The following is an 18,055-nucleotide window of genomic DNA, read 5'->3' on the forward strand; positions in this document are numbered from 1 at the left end:
ATTATAAATAGATTTTAAGTTACTTTACGCCCACTTGATTCCAAGCATCTTCTACTGCTTTATATGCTGCACTACCATAGCCATCATAATCAGCTGCAGATTGTAATAAAGCTGTACGAGCTTGTTTAAAATCACTTTTTGGTGTTAAATAAGTTGTTAATGCACGATAATAAATCTTTTCTGCTTTCTCTTTACCAATAGCATTGATTGTCAGATATGCGGCCTTATTCGGAATACCACTATTAATATGTACTCCACCGTTATCGCCTTCTTCAGTTGCTGGAAGGTATTGATAATCTTTCATATGAGAAGGTTGTCCATATTTTTCGGGATTTGATAAACTACGAAGTGCATCTCCAGAAATACCAGGCGTATACACAGCTTCTCCTAAATCCCAGTTTGCAGGATCAACAAAATATCCAAATACATCAGAGAACGATTCATTTAATGCGCCTGATTGATTTACGTAACGAAGATCAGCTGAATACTGTGTGACAGCATGAGTTAATTCATGCGCGACAACATCAAGAGAACCAGAAAGCGGAATAAATTCACGTCCGTCACCATCTCCATAAATCATTTGCTGTCCATTCCAAAATGCATTGTTTACATCCACTCCATAATTCACTCCAGAACGAATTGTTTTCCCTTTTCCATCAATACTGTTACGATTGTGAATATTTTTATAGTAGTCATAGACTTTTCCAGCATTATAATGAGCATCAACCGCAGGTCCTTGATCTTTATTTATCCAAGCATTATCATCATCCAGAAGACGATAGTTAACTGGATAATCTGCATCACTATGATTTACTGTAAATGTTTCAATATAGCCTCCATTCATAGGCTTTGTTGTGTCTTTTAGATAGTATTTTCTCTTTACACTATCAAAGGTTGTATTCAGTTCTTTCCGATCGCCTAATACTCCATATCCATAACCTTTTTGAGGGCTATCTGCGTCTGTAACTGCATTATATGAATCTATGATTGATCCATTTTCTGCATTCACATAGATTTGCCAGTTTGCTCCGTAAGGTTTAATAAATTGCAGTTGCACCTTAAACGTTAGATAATACTTTCCGTCTTTTTCATATACAACTAAATCTGCTTTTTCATTTGTAGATTCTAAGTTTTCTTTTACTTGATCTAATGTATTTCCATCTACTTTTATTAAGGTATCATTTTTTGTAAGTTTAATATGTTTCCAAGCATTTGAAAGAGCTGTTTCTTTTGTAATTTTTGCTTTTGTATTACCTTTCAAACTTTCTGCAGCAGCTGGATGAACATCTCCATTTACTGTTGTTACCTTGCCCTCTTTATCTGTATGAACAATAAATTGTGCACCATCAACTGGTACTTTATTTACAGACCTTGTATAAATATAATGTTTCATACCCAAATCATCAGATTTTACTTCTTTCAGTGTTAGATCCGTCTGTGGATTTACCTTAAATAGTTCTTTATTTTCTTCTAAAAACTCTTTCACTGCTTTTTGAGTTTCTACCTTCTTATCAGATAATTCACCTGAAAGAAATGATGGACTTCCTTGTTCCTCATTCCAATTCTTTTGTTGCACTTCCATTTTATCCATTACTTCTTTTTGAGATGCTTGTTCTTCTGCAAACGCAGTTGAAAAAGGCGCACCTACCATTGTTCCTGCAGCAAGTAATGTAATAACAGTTTTTTTCATACATCTTCCCCCTTCAATATAAGTAAAATAAAAAATATAATTACAAAATTAAATATACAATTACTTTTAAAATATTTATATAAATATGAATAATTGCATATTTATATAAATAAAGTATTGTCTATTTCTGAAACAAACTCAGAATATTGAAACTAATGAACGGAAGGTAGATTTCTAAAAAATGAGTTGAAGGTATGTTTTTGAAGACTTCAGCTATAAAAAACGACTGCAGATTTCTCTAGGGGTATTTTTATGATTTATTATTGATTGATTCCTTTTCTATCTACTATTTTCTTATAACAGCCATATTTGACTACCTGTCTCACATTTTATGCTCCTATTTGCTAGCTAGGGAGCATTCGAGAACCAAATTTTAATTGTGTCATATTTTTTACATATTAGAATTTCAAGAGGAATTATGCGGATATTAGAATAAATTAAAATAGTATAGAAATAAAATGAAAGGGGCGTTACATCATGGGTTATAAAAAAGTAGTGTGTACTTGAAATTTTAAAAAGTTAAGTAACTTAATTTTTCGTTTTAATAGTGTTTTCAACATATCATATGAGGATGTGAGAAGATGAAGCTTGCACAAAGAATTTTAATTATAGTTGTATTTATTTTATCTCTGTGGAATTTTTCTAATGTCAATGATGTGTTTGCCGAAGAAGTTGAATTTTCAGGTGTAACTGCTCCTATCGGGGTAAATGTGCGCGATAATAAAGATTCGACTGGAAATATAATAGATGTTCTTCAAGGAAATCAAACCGTTTACTTCAATGGTTGGGAATATGGAGAGGGTTTAAAAGATTATTGGACTGGAAGTATAGATAATCGCTGGTTTTATTTTTTAAAAAACGGGAAAAAAGCATATGTTGCTTCGGCATTTATAAATGGAAATCCACCTAATTCTACAACAACTATTAAACTAAATGTTCCTAACATTAAACAACAGCAGTCTAATTGGTGTTGGGCAGGTACTTCAGTATCTGTTTTAAACTATTTTGGGCAACCAACTACACAACAGCAATTTGTAGGATATGTAAAGGGAGGCTTATACAATTATCCAGCTACTTCTAGAGAAATACAAAATGGCCTTATTTATTTTGGTTTAACTTCAACAATTAATAGAGGAACTCTTTCTTATGATGAGTTTAGAAGCCAAATTAATAGCAATAAACCAATGATTACACTAATTAATTGGAAAAACGGAGGGAATATTGGTCATTTTCTTGTGTTAGATGGTTATTTTAAAGGTATGAATAATATGAACTATATTACCTATATGGATCCTTGGTATGGCGATCATTATCAACATAACTTTGAATCATTTAAAAATAACGATAGATTTTGGTGGAATGAAACAGTTCAAGGTATTAGTAGAGGATATTAAATGAAAATAAGGAGGGAAATAAGTTTATGAAAAAAATAACGAGAACTATAATTTTAGGCGTATTTTTAAGTATTGCATTAATAAGTATGAATAAAATTGCTCAAGCAACAGATAATTCTAAAGAGTCACCTGAAAAGATAGCACTAAAAGATTATCAAAATAGTAAAAGTGCTCTATTAAAAGACGGCAAGCAACTTTATCAAAATCATAATTTTACGTCTAATTCAACTTTAGAAATATCCACATTTTTTTTCCATGTTTATGAAATACAACAACAAAACATTATAAATAATGACTCCAAAAAGCTATCTGAATATTTATTGCCCACAGATGAAAAATTATGGTTTATTTTAAATAGAAACAATCCAGAGGGATTAATTTTTACAAATGAACAAGAGCCTATACGTATGGGGGGAGAAAAACGTAGTAAAGATTTATATGAAATCTATAGGTCTATACAAACAAATGTAAAACAAATTAAAAAAATTATATATATTGAATTTGAAGGACAAGGGTTATTTATTGTTTCTCACGAAAATGGAGAAGAAGTATATGCCAGTGAGGGGGCTTCTGCTATTTTAGGAGTTCCATCAGCCAAAAAAATTAATTCTGATGAAATCATTTTAAAAATGAAGGAAAGAATTCTCTTATCTCAACAATAAGATTGATGAAGGGACAACAGGGTCTCATTTAGGGAGAAATTTCTTTTTAAAATACTGTTAGTAAAGTAGTTAAAACAGTAGCTGACATAAAAAAAGCGAAACCCTTAAAGAAGACTGCAAAAAACTAATTTTACAAAGTATTCTACAGGTTTTCATCAGGTTAAATTTCCCCCTTCATTTCTTTTATGAACATGCTAAAATATTTTTGAAAACATATCATTATTTATACCCTTCACCAATACGATCACTCATCATACTTCCCCCTTTCTATTGCTTTGTAGCAATGGAAAGGGCTTTTTTGTAAGCGGCTTTTACTTTCTTACATGGCATATTTAAGTGATTTTAACTTTTTTCCTTTGTAAAGAACTATTCATACAGATATACCAATTTTATTTTATTGCTTCTCTTGTATTATAATTTTTCTCCACTCTGAGATGAAAAATTCAATAAATTATTGAAGATTGATAGTTTAAAGCAAATAATTATCAAAAAGAACTGAAGTCAAAATGAATTTCAGTTCTTTTTATTAAATCTTATATTTTTATTTAACTCGACCGTATCCTGCAATATATTTACTCCAATAAGAACTATTTAAACTAGCTTCACCAACTCCAGAATTACTAGCATTATAAAACTTGTTGTTGCCAATATACATACCAACGTGAGTGATACCTGACTTGCCTGGAACTGTTCCTTTAAAGAAAACTAAATCTCCTGGTTGGAGAGCACTTCTAGCGATACGTGTAGTTTTATTATATTGATCTTGTGCTGTACGTGGCAATTTAATCCCTTGTGTCCCATATCCCCATTGCATTAATCCCGAACAATCAAACCCAGTTTTAGGACTATTCCCACCATATTTATACGGTGTACCTTCATATTTTTTCATGGCTGCATAAACTTTATTAAATTGATTCGTAGTTATTGATTTTGTGGTTGAAGCAGATATCGATTGAATTGTATTTTCATTTTTAGAAATACTATCAAGCTCATCTGCAGCAGCAAAACTACTACCAGATCCTAGTATAATTCCTATTGTTATTGCACCAACTAAAATTTTCTTCATAAATTTCTCCCCCTATAATCTATTGTAAGATTTTATTCTTATCACCTAATAGATTAATTGTTATATAAAGAGGAGAAAATATAATAAATTAGACAGTATTCTACATATTTTTTACGTTTTGTATTTTTATTAATATTTAATTTTAATGTCTTTGTTTTTTCAATACATTATGAGATTAGATTAATGATTTATGCAATAAAAGTACAAAAAATACATAATGCGAATATTCTAATATCAATTGAGAAATAAAGAGAATTATTTTATATAAAACTTACCTTAACTATAAACTTATTTTGTAAAGCTGATAATCTTATTCTTTTCATTTTATAGCGAAAAAAACCATTAATACCAAAGAAAATCATATGATATCGCTGGTTCTTATGAGTTTAACATTTTGTATGTTTTGTAAAACTCATTTTTCTTTATAACCTTTAAATATTTTAGAAAAGATGTCCCTTTTTAGAATGTTATTTATGTGTAGTTATTTATGTGTAGTTACTTATACTTATCATCTTGATATAGTGGTAATGCTTGTAATTTTGTTTATAGCGCAATTGAAAATAAAAGATAAAGCCAGATTTTATAAAAAATGTGTTATTCCAAAACAATAAATACGAGAAAGATGCACAAATTTTACAGAAACTTTTATTTCTACAGTAAAACTAATTGGAATGTCAACACTAGACTGGACAATTTTTATAAGGTCTGTTTCTTATATTCCACTGGCGTTAAATAGCCTAGTGTTCCGTGAATTCGAATGTTGTTAAACCAATGAACATAATCATCAAGTTCAAGAGCGAGCTGTTCAAGAGAAGCGAAGTGTGCTCCGTTTGCGAATTCTGTTTTAAACACTTTGAACATCGCTTCGGCCACAGCGTTATCGTAGGGGCAGCCCTTCATACTTAATGATCGTTGAATTCTGAATGTTTCTAAAGCCTCTGAAATCAGTTTATTATCAAACTCTTTTCCTCGGTCTGTATGAAACATCTTGATGTTATGTAAATTTCCTTTAATACTCGCTAATGCTTTATACACAAGGTCTGCTGTCTTATTTGGACCAGCACTGTAACCTATAATTTCTCGGTTGAAAAGGTCCACAAATAAGCATACATAGTGCCATTTTTTTTCAACACGGACGTATGTTAAATCACTGACAACTACAGCTAATTGCTCTTCTTGTTTAAACTGACGTTGTAACTCATTTTTGATTGGTGCTTCATTACAGGTTTGTTTATACGGCTTGTATTGTGACACCGTATAATTTGATACAAGTCCTAATTGTTTCATAATTCGACCGATTCGACGTCTAGAAACGACCATCTTCTGTTTCTTTAATTCTACTTTGAGTTTACGAGTACCATAGTTACTACGGCTTTCTTTAAAGAGTCGTTCTATTTCGTTGGAAAGCTCAACGTCTTCTTTTTCATGTGCGTCTTGTTCACGCGGCTTGGCGTGATAGTAGTAGGTACTTTTGGCGATGTTAAGGACGTTACACATTGCTGATACTGAATATTTGTGAGTGTTATTTCGGATCACATCTATTTTCGTCCCATGATCAGCGCTGCTTGCTTTAAAATGTCATTCTCCATCATTAAACGTTGATTTTCTTTACGTAATCTGATTAACTCATTTTCTTCTTCTGTCCGATTTTCTTTAGCAGTAAATGTCCCAGTTTCTTGATGATTCTTAATCCAGCGATCCAACGCAGAAGGCGTTATTTCATATTCTCGACAGATATCTGCACGGGACTTTCCATTTCCATATAGCTTTACTAATTGAAGTTTAAATTCTGGTGTAAAAGTTCGACGTTGACGTGACATAGTAGCACGCTCCCTTAGGTTAGTATGTTAAGTCTACTAGCCCTTATAGTATCTGTCCAACTTAGTGTAGCCGATTCAAATGATAGAATGTTATTAAAAGATAGGGTTATATTGGTAAATCTATTATTAAGTATTAGAAGGGTTTTACAGAATTAGTTAGATAGGGTGTGTGTTGGTGAAAAAGAGAATAAAAAGAAAAAATTATCAAATTGAAAAAGAAGGTGAGCAAATACAAAAGGATAGATTATCTTATTTACAAGATACTGCATGGATTTTCACAATTCTCACAGGAGCCATCTATTTTTTCTCTTATTCTTTTCAAAAGGGAATTAGAGATTACTATGGTATAGATGATATTAGTTTAAGTGATCTAGATGTACCTTTAATTGTTAGTTCTGTATATGATGTTTCTTCTTTGATACTCAGGGTATGTGTTTTATATTTTATTTCAAGAATTATAATTTGGTGTGCACCTTTTATGTTTAACATACTGGATGCGAGGCAAAATGCTCCTAAAAAAGAAACTTTTATAAGGGTGAAATTAGAAAGATTTTATTCAAAAATAGGTGAGTTTTCAAGTTCAATTATTGAAACAGACTTAAATAAAGTTGGTAATTTTAAAGACGTGATAAGAACAATCTATGATAAGAAAGAGTTTGCTCCTATAAATGCAATTACAAATGGAATTTTTCTTATGCTAATCCTTGGCTACCTACCATTTTTAGTATTAAAGGATTCATTGAATCGGCTACACTAAGTTGGACAGATACTATAAGGGCTAGTAGACTTAACATACTAACCTAAGGGAGCGTGCTACTATGTCACGTCAACGTCGAACTTTTACACCAGAATTTAAACTTCAATTAGTAAAGCTATATGGAAATGGAAAGTCCCGTGCAGATATCTGTCGAGAATATGAAATAACGCCTTCTGCGTTGGATCGCTGGATTAAGAATCATCAAGAAACTGGGACATTTACTGCTAAAGAAAATCGGACAGAAGAAGAAAATGAGTTAATCAGATTACGTAAAGAAAATCAACGTTTAATGATGGAGAATGACATTTTAAAGCAAGCAGCGCTGATCATGGGACGAAAATAGATGTGATCCGAAATAACACTCACAAATATTCAGTATCAGCAATGTGTAACGTCCTTAACATCGCCAAAAGTACCTACTACTATCACGCCAAGCCGCGTGAACAAGACGCACATGAAAAAGAAGACGTTGAGCTTTCCAACGAAATAGAACGACTCTTTAAAGAAAGCCGTAGTAACTATGGTACTCGTAAACTCAAAGTAGAATTAAAGAAACAGAAGATGGTCGTTTCTAGACGTCGAATCGGTCGAATTATGAAACAATTAGGACTTGTATCAAATTATACGGTGTCACAATACAAGCCGTATAAACAAACCTGTAATGAAGCACCAATCAAAAATGAGTTACAACGTCAGTTTAAACAAGAAGAGCAATTAGCTGTAGTTGTCAGTGATTTAACATACGTCCGTGTTGAAAAAAATGGCACTATGTATGCTTATTTGTGGACCTTTTCAACCGAGAAATTATAGGTTACAGTGCTGGTCCAAATAAGACAGCAGACCTTGTGTATAAAGCATTAGCGAGTATTAAAGGAAATTTACATAACATCAAGATGTTTCATACAGACCGAGGAAAAGAGTTTGATAATAAACTGATTTCAGAGGCTTTAGAAACATTCAGAATTCAACGATCATTAAGTATGAAGGGCTGCCCCTACGATAACGCTGTGGCCGAAGCGATGTTCAAAGTGTTTAAAACAGAATTCGCAAACGGAGCACACTTCGCTTCTCTTGAACAGCTCGCTCTTGAACTTGATGATTATGTTCATTGGTTTAACAACATTCGAATTCACGGAACACTAGGCTATTTAACGCCAGTGGAATATAAGAAACAGACCTTATAAAAATTGTCCAGTCTAGTGTTGACATTCCACATATAATTTTAATGTAGCTAATCTATTAGGTATGAGAGTATGGGTACTTTTTTTCATCTTACTATCAATATTACTATTTTTATTTATCATACTTTCCCTAAAAAAGTTGAAATCAGGAACAATAAAAAATGGACTTTTAAAGCTATGTTTAAAGGGGATTGTTGCTATTTATAGAAGAAACCCCTTGGCTTATATTTGGAAGCAATGTAACTGGGGAATAAGAGGGATTATAATCATTATATTTGGTATAGGTTCATCTTGGATTTTCTTTCAATATGGATATACAAAAGCTGAGAAAAAAGAAGATTATACAATTGTACAATATAAGGGGAAAGAGTTTGTTATGTTAGATAAAGATAAAAATAGAATGCTTGTATCCCCTCTTACAATAAATAATAATCATTATATGATGTCAAAAAATGAATTTCAATTAATTGAATTTAAACAAGGAAAAGCGGATTCTATTGTATTTAAAGGGAAAAGTTTAGTTGGTGGTTTGCAAGTATCTCCTAATGAGAGGGAGGAGATATTGAAGGAATTAGATAAAACTATCCAGAGTGTCCCTGTTTTAAGAAATTTAATTCCAATTAGTTTGCTAATTGATAAATAGCATATGTCTAGAAAATTGACTAACTAAATTAATGGATTTTTTTAGTTAAGAATAAATGAGAAGACTCATCTCGGATTTTTGTTGATTTGAAAATAAAAAAAGAACTTGTAGGAATCACTACAAGTTCTTTTTGGTTTAAAGCGAATACACGGGAAACATAAATTATCTCATTATTCATAACGGGGAAACCATATTGATTACGGCTTGATTTCATTATATAACGAATATTAACATATAGAGTTTTAGTATTTGAAAATTATGTTAATTAACAACCAAAAATCCGCCTTCCCCATAAAAATTCCAATTATTAATTTTATATAAAGTACTTTAGATCAATATCTATATCATAATAAATTATAAAAAATATAAGGATAGGTAAATAGAGAAGAATGGTGCATTCTTACTGAAAGATATTTATCTATATTTAAAAATAATATAGATGTTTTTCATGTACATATAGTTATAAGTAACTATTAATTGTAAGAATACCATCATTCATCACTTTTTCTTTTTAAAATAACCTAAATATAAATTAATGTGTAATTTCTATATAACAAAGAAAAAAGCACCTACTTTTATAGGTACTTTTCTTATTTAATCATTTTGTATCTAATCCCAATAGCAATTCTATTTATAATTTTATCCAAAACTTAATTAGTTCACCCAAGAGGAAAATTTGTTATATCCATCATCAGCAACCCAATCATACACACGATAAACCGATGACAAACTATAGAATTTTCCTCTAAGTGATTCTGGAGCAATTTGATTCACCCTATATGGTGCCAAATCCTTATATTCCTCCCATTTTCCCCCTGTCCACTCATACAAATGTAACTGTTTGCCGTCTGAACTATATTGATACCCTAAATAATCGAAAGGATTAGGCCCTTTACTTTTAATATTTCCATATTTATCTTTAAAAGCATTAATATGAATTCCTATTATCTTATTTCCTTTTTCTATACTTTTCATAATTTCATATCTCACCCATCTTCTATTAAAAGTCTGAGATCCAATTAAAACACATGTAACTGAGGTATTGTTTAGCCCGCCATTTATTAATCTTTTAAGTGCTATATCACTTGTTTTTTTTGCATCTTCCCAAAGAGATGCATCAAAGACCCCCGCAGCACTTTGATTTAATTTTGTTACCCAATGATTTCTTACAACATTTACTCTAAAATCAATTACATCTTGATAATGGAAACTAAAAAAAACTCTTTTCGCCATAATTTAACAGTTCCTCTCTGATTAATAATCAGTAATGATTAGTTGGATAGGATTTCTACAAACTCTATTATAGTGTTAATCAGTTCCTCTATTGATAATGCTTCATTATTCAATTCTCCGAACAATTTTTTCATCCTTGCATCAGCACCTGGGTAATACGTTTCAAATTCCTCATTTACTTTATTCCATAAATCTTTTGCAATATAACCAGTTGCACCTACCGGAACAACGTAATTATTTTGTTCAAAAGAAATATTAAATTCAGATTGGACACCCTTAGCCTTAACAACCTGTCCCTTGTCTATTTTATTTCCATATAAAAAGATGCTTACCCCAGTTCTTGTAATCATATCTCGTCTATATTTATCCCATTGCTCTTCGCCCTTTTTCCCCTGTGGAAACGGTCTTAGAATAAGTCTATCATCATCTATAGTTCCCTGGTTCATATACAATTCTTCTAGAACTCCATTGATAACAAAACTCCCTACACCAAGTCCAAAACCAGATACTATATTAAAATCCTTTCTAATTAATTCTTTACTTAACTGATGAATGAATTGTTCAGCATGTTCTGTCTCCCAATGATTATATTCAACCGCACTACCAGATAAAAATACTGTTTTAGTTTTTATATTATTTTCAATTCGTTGTAATATCTCGGTAATCTCATTGTAATTATTAAGTACAATAGTCTTTATATTAAAACGTGATAAATCACTAATAAATAATTCCTGTTTTCTTACTCTATACTCAAAATCCGCCTCTAATTCATCTGGTCTTCGCTCTTCTTTTTTTATTAAACAATAGTGTCTTCTTTGATCCCTTTCATAAGCACTCCTTACTCGACTTAATATATAATCTAGATTGGGATCAGTAAAACTAAATCCAACAAATAAAAATGTCTTAGAAACTAGATCCCCACTCAACGCCTTAATATACGGATCCATTTTTATAGAATACTTTTCATAATCATCTTTAATCAAAACTGCCTCAGAGGGATGTTCCACGTCTCCATGCATTTTATATACAACTGCATCTCTTTTTACCTTTGTAGTAGCTAATTGTTTTACCGTATACTTTACATCAGCAATCTTATTTTCTTCTTCTAATGCCTTTTCAATTAACCTATCATAATTTGTCGTCCAATAAGTATGAATTGGTAATCGAGCTAAAATTTTGTGATTTTCAGTTAAATCTACTTTTCGAGAAAATTCATCTAGGATAATTTGATTAATTCTACCTCTATTACCCTGATTCTCATTACAATAATATTGCGCCAAGCTTACTAAATCATTTTCTTTATTTACATCTAATCCAATTTCTTGAGCAATAGGCTCCAATAACTTCGCCCAACTAACATACCCAACAGACATTGATAAACCCGCTCCTGCAAAAATTGCAGCATTCTCTTCCATAACTTCTTTTGTAAAATCTTTAATAAATAGTTCAACTATTGGATTCATTTTCATTCCCCTTACCTAATATACAAATTTACATTTATTACATAAATATTTTATCATATAATAAAATTTCGTATAACAAATCAATTTCTTAATAAAATTATTAAACTTACTATTTAATTGATTGCTTCCTCGTTGGTGGCACTTCTGTAATTCAAATGGTTCTAATTATCGCAATATATTAGTAAATTAATTATAAATTTCTAAAAACATAATAAAATTAGTCTTCAAATAGATATATAAGCATTAATATCAGCTTTTTCGTTTAAAATTAATGGCTTCGATAAGTTTAACAGTTTGTATGTTCTTAAAATTTTTTAAATGAATTACTAAATCAAAAATAGATTAAAATTTTTAATTTATAAATAAAAAAAGCGGTATTTTCAGCATAAAATTAAGCTTATTTTAACGATTATCATTACAATAGACTCCATTATAAACTCATCTATAAAAAATATATAACTTTCATATAAATATAAAATAATCCATATATACGATAAAGTATAATAATACTGTTAAAGAGAAGGGAGAACTGAAATTGACACTATTCACCGAAAACGATTTACTTAATAATTCTTATAAATCAATTCAAAAAAGTTATCATTTTAGCGAAAATCAAGCTGCAAAAAATATACTAGAACAAGCATACAAAAATTACGATAAAAATAAAATTTACGATATATTTCTATCTCACAGTTTTTTGGATGCTCGAAAAATTTTAGGATTAAAAAACTATATTGAAGGTTTGGGTTATTCTGTATATGTTGATTGGATTGAAGATAAACAATTAGATCGCTCAAAAGTTTCAAAAGAAACTGCTGGTATTTTAAGAGAACGTATGCAAAGTTGTAAGTCATTGTTCTTTGCTATATCAGAAAACTCAGATCATTCTTTATGGATGCCTTGGGAATTGGGATACTTTGATGGTATTAAACAAAAAGTAGCCATTTTACCAGTTTTAAAAAGCAGCTATGATGATAGTTACAACGGCCAAGAATATCTAGGATTATATCCATATGTTGCTAAAGGGACGATAATAAATTCAACACAGGAAGAAATTTGGATACATAGTTCCCAAAAGCAATATGTCCGTTTTAGAAATTGGTTACAGCAAAATTAATTTTATAATAAAATATAAATCGTTAGACTCCAAAAACCAGTGATATCCATATGTGTGTATACTATCACTGGTTTTCATCAGTTTAACAATTGGATTACATCATAGTCCTCTTCCTCTTATTTGACTTCACGTTTATTATATTTTTTATATACCTAGAAAAAACAACCAGGTATCTTTTCTTTTATTTTGAGAAATCTATGCCCTTAATTCCGCAGGTAACTTTTTAAATTTAAAGGCATAAATGCATAGGAATCAGAAAATATATTTCATTTAATAAGTAAATATGTATTATATAAATTATATAATACGCATTCTTTATAATCTTATTTATTTAAATGCGATGTCAATTCAAGAGATACTATTTCATTCAATTCTCTTATGTTCCCATCTAATTTTAACAAATAATTTTTCAACTCGTTTTTTGTTTCAAAAACTCCCTCAGTATAAATCGTTTCAAAAAATAAATTGCTTTTTTCATACAAATTAAAATCCTCTATTTCAACAATCATTTCAATAACTTCATCTTCTATCTTTCTGATTTCAATCAAGTTATTTTTAAACGTTTGTTTTAATTCAACATTTAAATTATGATTTAACAAGAAACGATTAATATCTTCAATATTTCTTTGTATTTTATCAAACCTTCTTTTCAACATATGAAGCATTACAACTTTCTTTTTTATAAGCTTATTTTTATCTTTATCTTCATTACTTGCGAAATTCCAATAAACAGTAGCCATCGCCACCAGCATAGCACCAAAGGTAGAATTTGTAGATTTTATTATTTCGGTATTCGTATCCATATTAAATCTTTTAGCAATCAACGAACTTATTCCTTCTAAGCCAGCAAATAAACTAAAATATAGCAATATTGATACAAAACCAAATACTACAGAAAAAATTATTAATTTTAAAACTGTTGCCTTCCAATTAGTTTTTTTTCTAAACATAAAATATTCTCCTTATTAATTTCTTTATTACATTATATAACAAATTATAGATTTATTTATTCTTCTCTCAAAAAAGAAATCAAAATGGTTATGGGTTTCAATTTAAAAATATCTTCCTTTATCCAATATTGGAACCTAATCTATTTTTTTGAGTTTACACTAACCTTATTTTTAAAAAATAGTTAAAACAATAAATTTATTCTAACAACAAGATAGTAATCCGTTGTTTGTAAAGGTATACCTTTACAAACGATGGGTCCATATTCATGAAACATTGAAATATCAAATTTATAAAGGTGATATAAATAATTTTATAAACGTTTATTTTTGTTGAGCACCTTTATAAAGTAACCCTTTTATTTGTTTTTCTACCTGTATGTTTAAAATTCAATGAGAGCAAATTTATAAAATGTTTCTGCAACATTCTCCTCAAGATGATAAGAAATATATTTCTTCAATCCCTTCATTGACATGGGCTTTTCATCTTTGAAAGCAATCGTCTAATCCATTAAGAAACTTCAATTCCAGGATGAAATTGCAATCAAACAGCTATATTTCATCCCATGTTTACCAAATAAACCGTTGGTGATTCACGTAATTTACATAAGAAAACAAAAAAGACTATTCCCCTCAAATAAATACAATAATTGCAAAGATACTACAATCAATTTATTACAATATCCATTATCCTTATAGTTGGATTTTGTTTTATAACCATATTTTATAGGTGTTAAATTAAAAGTTCTTTAAGGTTTAAGACCTCTCTTTATTTATAGAAAAGGAATCAGTAAATACCTTGAAGTAATTATTAAAATTCGCTCTTACTTTACAATACCAACGCTTTTTCATCCTCTACTTGATAAAGGGCAAGCACAATTTCACTTATAAAAATGTTAACATTCTATAATATATTTTTATAAAGTTATTAATCATTATATATAGTTTTATATTTTTTATTTAAACAGCAATAGAAATACACGTTAGGGAGAAAAATTTAAATGTCTATTTACAAAGAAAACGCTAACCTTTTAAAGGCAATATCACATTCAATAAGAATCAAAATAATAATAGAACTTACTAAAAGAGGTCCATGCAATGTAAATCAAATAGCAGACTTTTTAGAAAGGCCACAGTCTACCACATCTCAACATCTAGCCGTAATGAAATCACAAAAAATACTAGCTAGCAATAGAAAGGGATACGAAACTTATTATAGTGTGCAAGATAAAAGAATAAATACCCTTATAGAGGTGCTATTAGGACAAAAAATCAAATGATTATAATAATCAACAAAATAGTAAGTATCATATTTAAGTGCGGAGGAGAAATTTGTGGGAAATACAATAAAAGTAGGTACAATTATTCAAATCTTCTCTAATGAAAAATTAACTGGAAGAACCTATCACTAACATTGCCGAACAAACCAATCTTCTCGCATTAAACGCTGCTATTGAAGCTGCGCGTGCTGGAGAAAATGGAAAAGGGTTTGCAGTAGTTGCAGCCGAAGTAAGGAATTTAGCAGAGAAGTCGAAAGAGTCCGCAAATGAAATTAATCATTTAATACAATTGATTCAAACAGATACAAAAGATACGGTGAATGTCATGCAAAAAGGTCAACAAAAGGCTACAGAAGGAAAAGAAGCTGCTTATCAAGCAGATCAAGCATTCTCATCTATTATGGTGGCTATTAATAAAATCACTAGCCAAATTCAAGAGGTATCTGCAGCAACAGAAGAAATGTCTGCTGGTACAGAAGAAGTTAATGCTTCTATATCAAGTGTTTCTGAAACTGCAACACAAATAGCTAAAGAAACCACTCAAACTGTACAGTCAATCCAATCACAAGCGGCATCAATTGAGGAAGTATCAAATCAATCTAACAACATAAAAGAAAAAGTAGAAGCATTATCAGAATTAGTTTCAAAATTTATTATTGAAACGCAAAAAAATGGAAAATAAAATAGGATAAACATAAAAAAACTACAGGTTCTTAATCAATTACAGACCTGTAGTTTTTTATTATGATTTATCTATTTTCAACCTTGGCCCTTCTTTTTTGTAAAACGAAGTGAAAGTAGGAGTAGTTCAAATCTTTTCAAACATTAACTATACTTCCTGGTGGCGGTCACTAAAAAATAATACCTACAAGTATTTGTAGTTGTTACTTTTAATTATTTAGGCTTGTAAAATATTTCGTATTTCTTCTATACGTAAATTTGTAAACTTTGCAATATCTTCTATTGGCATTCCGTTTTTATGCATACCACGAATAAGTTGCATTTTCCCTTTTTCAATCCCTTTTTGTTCTGCATAAGCAAACTTTGCGGCTTCATCCATCAACGCTTTCTCCCTTGCTTCATACGCTTGTCGGAAAGAAGAATCTTGACTCATACGTTCCCATTTATTCATCGCTTTTTGTAAAATAGGGTCTTGGTTCATCGCAATATCCTCCAATGTTTGAGTTAATTGTTCATCCTCATTCGCTGGAAGTAATAACAACCAACGAACAAAAGAATCTTCCCAGGGATTAACTTGTTCATTCCGCCACTGTTGCATGAGTTTTGGAATCTCCACAATATGAACTTCAATATCATCACTTAACTTCTTTTGTTGTTGCTGATTCCATAAGATTCTTGTTGTATGAAATGCTTCATATTCTGGAAACATTACAAAGTTTAATAAATTAATCGTAATGGTTTTGTGAAAAGAACTATATGGCATTCCCTTTTGTAGTTGGGATGTATATAGCCTTCCCCAGTAAGGAAAACTCACGTTTAGTATAAAAAATACGAACAAAAATGCCAATACATAAATGTATTCAAGACAGTATATGACATTTGAAAAGTTGCTTCTAGATTTCTTTAAGAGCGTTTTTCATGAAACTTTACTTTTTACTTGTTTACGGGCTATCTTATGATAACGCCCATGCTTTACTACCTGTCTAGCATCAATTAACTCCTCTTCCATCATATCTGAAACCTCTACAACAATGGTATTCGTTAAAACTCTTACCACATATCCAGTTAATTGCAAGGAAGGATTCTTACGATAAGAAAATTGAACGCAATCACCAATTTTTACTTTTGCTGTATGTTTCATATAATAACCTCCTAAATTATCATTAATCATTCAGTAGATTTTTATGTTTTGTTTCTTCATACTGCTTAGCAAGTTTATAAAACGAAGAACGTTTGATACCATATTTCTTCATGACTCCTACTGCTGTAATACCACCAGACTTCCATTCTTTATAGGCTTCAATAAATTCGGCTGTAATTTCTACTGGAGGACGTCCTAACCGTTTACCTTGCCTTTTAGCTAGAGCAATACCCTCCGCTTGTCGCTGTTTAATATCATGCCGTTCTTTTTCTGCAAAAGCAGATAAAATGGTAAGCGTTGCTTTCTGAATAGCACTTTGAATAACATCATTTGTACTCTTACCTGTGTAATTTACATTAATGAATGGTTCTTTTATAAATTGTAAATTAATCTCATGCTTTTCATAGTATCTGAATTCCTCGAGGACATCATTCATGCTTCTTCCTAGTCTAGTTAAAGAATCGAATACAATGGTATCACCTGTACGAGCAAGACGTTTTAACATTTGATAATTTTCGCGTTGCATATTTCTACTAGATTGTTTATCGATAAAAATATCTCGATCTTCTATTCCTAAATCTTTCATATTTCGAATTTGTCGTTCCTCATTTTGATCTTTACTGGAAACTCGTACATATCCAAATGTTTTGTGTTTCATTTCATACACCTCATAAATAATTATAACAAAAACATCTGTAAATGTTTATGGGATATACAGACATCCGTAAAATTTAAAATCAACTTTTACAGATGTATTTCCCTAAAGGTTTATGTATATCTGTAAAGGTACACTTTTATAGACGCATCAAATAATTCCTACACCTTTAAACATGTAATAATAAAAAAAACTATTAAATATCCAAATAAAACCCAATGATCTCATACATTCTGATATCACTGGGTTTTATAGGTTTAATATTTTTTTATCTTTTATTTTCACTTTACAATAAGAAATTGTGAAGGTCATAATAAGTTGTTTA

Annotated in this window: 14 protein-coding genes and 3 pseudogenes; 8 read left to right on the top strand and 9 right to left on the bottom strand. The window is 30.3% G+C overall.

Annotated elements, in window-relative coordinates; translation table 11 throughout:
- Nucleotides 1-19: 19 nt before the first annotated feature.
- A complete protein-coding gene (locus QCI73_RS29085) occupies nt 20-1,690 on the bottom strand; it encodes a M4 family metallopeptidase (RefSeq protein ID WP_000754406.1) in 1,671 nt (556 codons plus the stop codon).
- Nucleotides 1,691-2,271: 581 nt separating this feature from the next.
- On the opposite strand from QCI73_RS29085, the gene QCI73_RS29090 reads away from it, so the two are divergent.
- Both QCI73_RS29090 and QCI73_RS29095 read left to right on the top strand, forming a co-directional pair.
- On the top strand, nt 2,272-3,084 hold the full coding sequence (locus tag QCI73_RS29090; protein WP_000761924.1) for a papain-like cysteine protease family protein: 813 nt from the start codon (nt 2,272-2,274) through the stop codon (nt 3,082-3,084).
- Between the two features lie 26 nt (nt 3,085-3,110).
- Nucleotides 3,111-3,746: a hypothetical protein gene (locus QCI73_RS29095; protein WP_000724525.1), complete on the top strand. Its 636-nt coding sequence runs from the start codon at nt 3,111-3,113 to the stop codon at nt 3,744-3,746.
- Nucleotides 3,747-4,287: 541 nt separating this feature from the next.
- On the opposite strand, the gene QCI73_RS29100 is transcribed toward QCI73_RS29095, so the two are convergent.
- On the bottom strand, nt 4,288-4,812 hold the full coding sequence (locus QCI73_RS29100) for a C40 family peptidase (RefSeq protein WP_000722981.1): 525 nt from the start codon (nt 4,810-4,812) through the stop codon (nt 4,288-4,290).
- Nucleotides 4,813-5,508: 696 nt separating this feature from the next.
- Nucleotides 5,509-6,632 (bottom strand): IS3 family transposase gene (locus QCI73_RS29105; protein ID WP_085964333.1). Its coding sequence is split into 2 segments (ribosomal slippage): nt 5,509-6,386 and nt 6,386-6,632, totalling 1,125 coding nucleotides; the frame shifts between segments, so codons are not numbered across the junction.
- Nucleotides 6,633-6,807: 175 nt separating this feature from the next.
- On the opposite strand from QCI73_RS29105, the gene QCI73_RS29110 reads away from it, so the two are divergent.
- The 3 genes and pseudogenes from QCI73_RS29110 to QCI73_RS29120 all read left to right on the top strand — a co-directional run bounded on the left by QCI73_RS29110 (nt 6,808) and on the right by QCI73_RS29120 (nt 9,213).
- Nucleotides 6,808-7,389, top strand: coding sequence for a hypothetical protein (locus QCI73_RS29110; RefSeq protein WP_000746026.1), 582 nt, complete (start codon nt 6,808-6,810; stop codon nt 7,387-7,389).
- Between the two features lie 61 nt (nt 7,390-7,450).
- A pseudogene (locus QCI73_RS29115) lies at nt 7,451-8,573 on the top strand (IS3 family transposase).
- A 214-nt stretch (nt 8,574-8,787) separates the two neighbouring features.
- Nucleotides 8,788-9,213 (top strand): hypothetical protein, encoded by a 426-nt coding sequence (locus QCI73_RS29120; protein ID WP_000323497.1) that lies wholly within the window; start codon nt 8,788-8,790, stop codon nt 9,211-9,213.
- A gap of 654 nt (nt 9,214-9,867) precedes the next feature.
- Here QCI73_RS29120 and thsB read toward each other — a convergent pair.
- Nucleotides 9,868-10,446, bottom strand: a complete 579-nt coding sequence (thsB, locus tag QCI73_RS29125) for a Thoeris anti-phage system ThsA activator ThsB (RefSeq protein ID WP_001129548.1) — start codon at nt 10,444-10,446, stop codon at nt 9,868-9,870.
- Between the two features lie 38 nt (nt 10,447-10,484).
- Complete coding sequence (gene thsA, locus QCI73_RS29130; protein ID WP_002078322.1) at nt 10,485-11,915, bottom strand: Thoeris anti-phage system NAD(+) hydrolase ThsA; 1,431 nt, start codon at nt 11,913-11,915, stop codon at nt 10,485-10,487.
- A 529-nt stretch (nt 11,916-12,444) separates the two neighbouring features.
- Here thsA and QCI73_RS29135 point away from each other — a divergent pair.
- On the top strand, nt 12,445-13,026 hold the full coding sequence (locus tag QCI73_RS29135) for a toll/interleukin-1 receptor domain-containing protein (protein ID WP_000171970.1): 582 nt from the start codon (nt 12,445-12,447) through the stop codon (nt 13,024-13,026).
- A gap of 323 nt (nt 13,027-13,349) precedes the next feature.
- Here QCI73_RS29135 and QCI73_RS29140 read toward each other — a convergent pair whose 3' ends face one another.
- Complete coding sequence (locus QCI73_RS29140) at nt 13,350-13,976, bottom strand: hypothetical protein (protein WP_000488710.1); 627 nt, start codon at nt 13,974-13,976, stop codon at nt 13,350-13,352.
- Nucleotides 13,977-14,974: 998 nt separating this feature from the next.
- Between QCI73_RS29140 and QCI73_RS29145 the strand changes: the two genes are divergently transcribed.
- Both QCI73_RS29145 and QCI73_RS29150 read left to right on the top strand, forming a co-directional pair.
- The gene (locus QCI73_RS29145) at nt 14,975-15,253 is read left to right on the top strand and encodes an ArsR/SmtB family transcription factor (protein ID WP_000029763.1); all 279 of its coding nucleotides are present in this window, start codon (nt 14,975-14,977) and stop codon (nt 15,251-15,253) included.
- A 124-nt stretch (nt 15,254-15,377) separates the two neighbouring features.
- A pseudogene (locus QCI73_RS29150) lies at nt 15,378-15,935 on the top strand (methyl-accepting chemotaxis protein); the annotation flags it as partial.
- 216 nt (nt 15,936-16,151) lie between these two features.
- On the opposite strand, the pseudogene QCI73_RS29155 reads toward QCI73_RS29150, so the two are convergent.
- The 3 genes and pseudogenes from QCI73_RS29155 to QCI73_RS29165 form a co-directional block, all read right to left on the bottom strand.
- A pseudogene (locus QCI73_RS29155) lies at nt 16,152-16,745 on the bottom strand (Rpn family recombination-promoting nuclease/putative transposase); the annotation flags it as partial.
- Nucleotides 16,746-16,850: 105 nt separating this feature from the next.
- Nucleotides 16,851-17,075, bottom strand: coding sequence for a DUF2187 family protein (locus QCI73_RS29160; protein WP_000683046.1), 225 nt, complete (start codon nt 17,073-17,075; stop codon nt 16,851-16,853).
- Nucleotides 17,076-17,097: 22 nt separating this feature from the next.
- The gene (locus QCI73_RS29165; RefSeq protein WP_000681164.1) at nt 17,098-17,733 is read right to left on the bottom strand and encodes a recombinase family protein; all 636 of its coding nucleotides are present in this window, start codon (nt 17,731-17,733) and stop codon (nt 17,098-17,100) included.
- Nucleotides 17,734-18,055: the final 322 nt, after the last annotated feature.

This window comes from Bacillus cereus group sp. MG16, assembly GCF_040459875.1.
Lineage (GTDB): Bacteria > Bacillota > Bacilli > Bacillales > Bacillaceae_G > Bacillus_A > Bacillus_A paranthracis.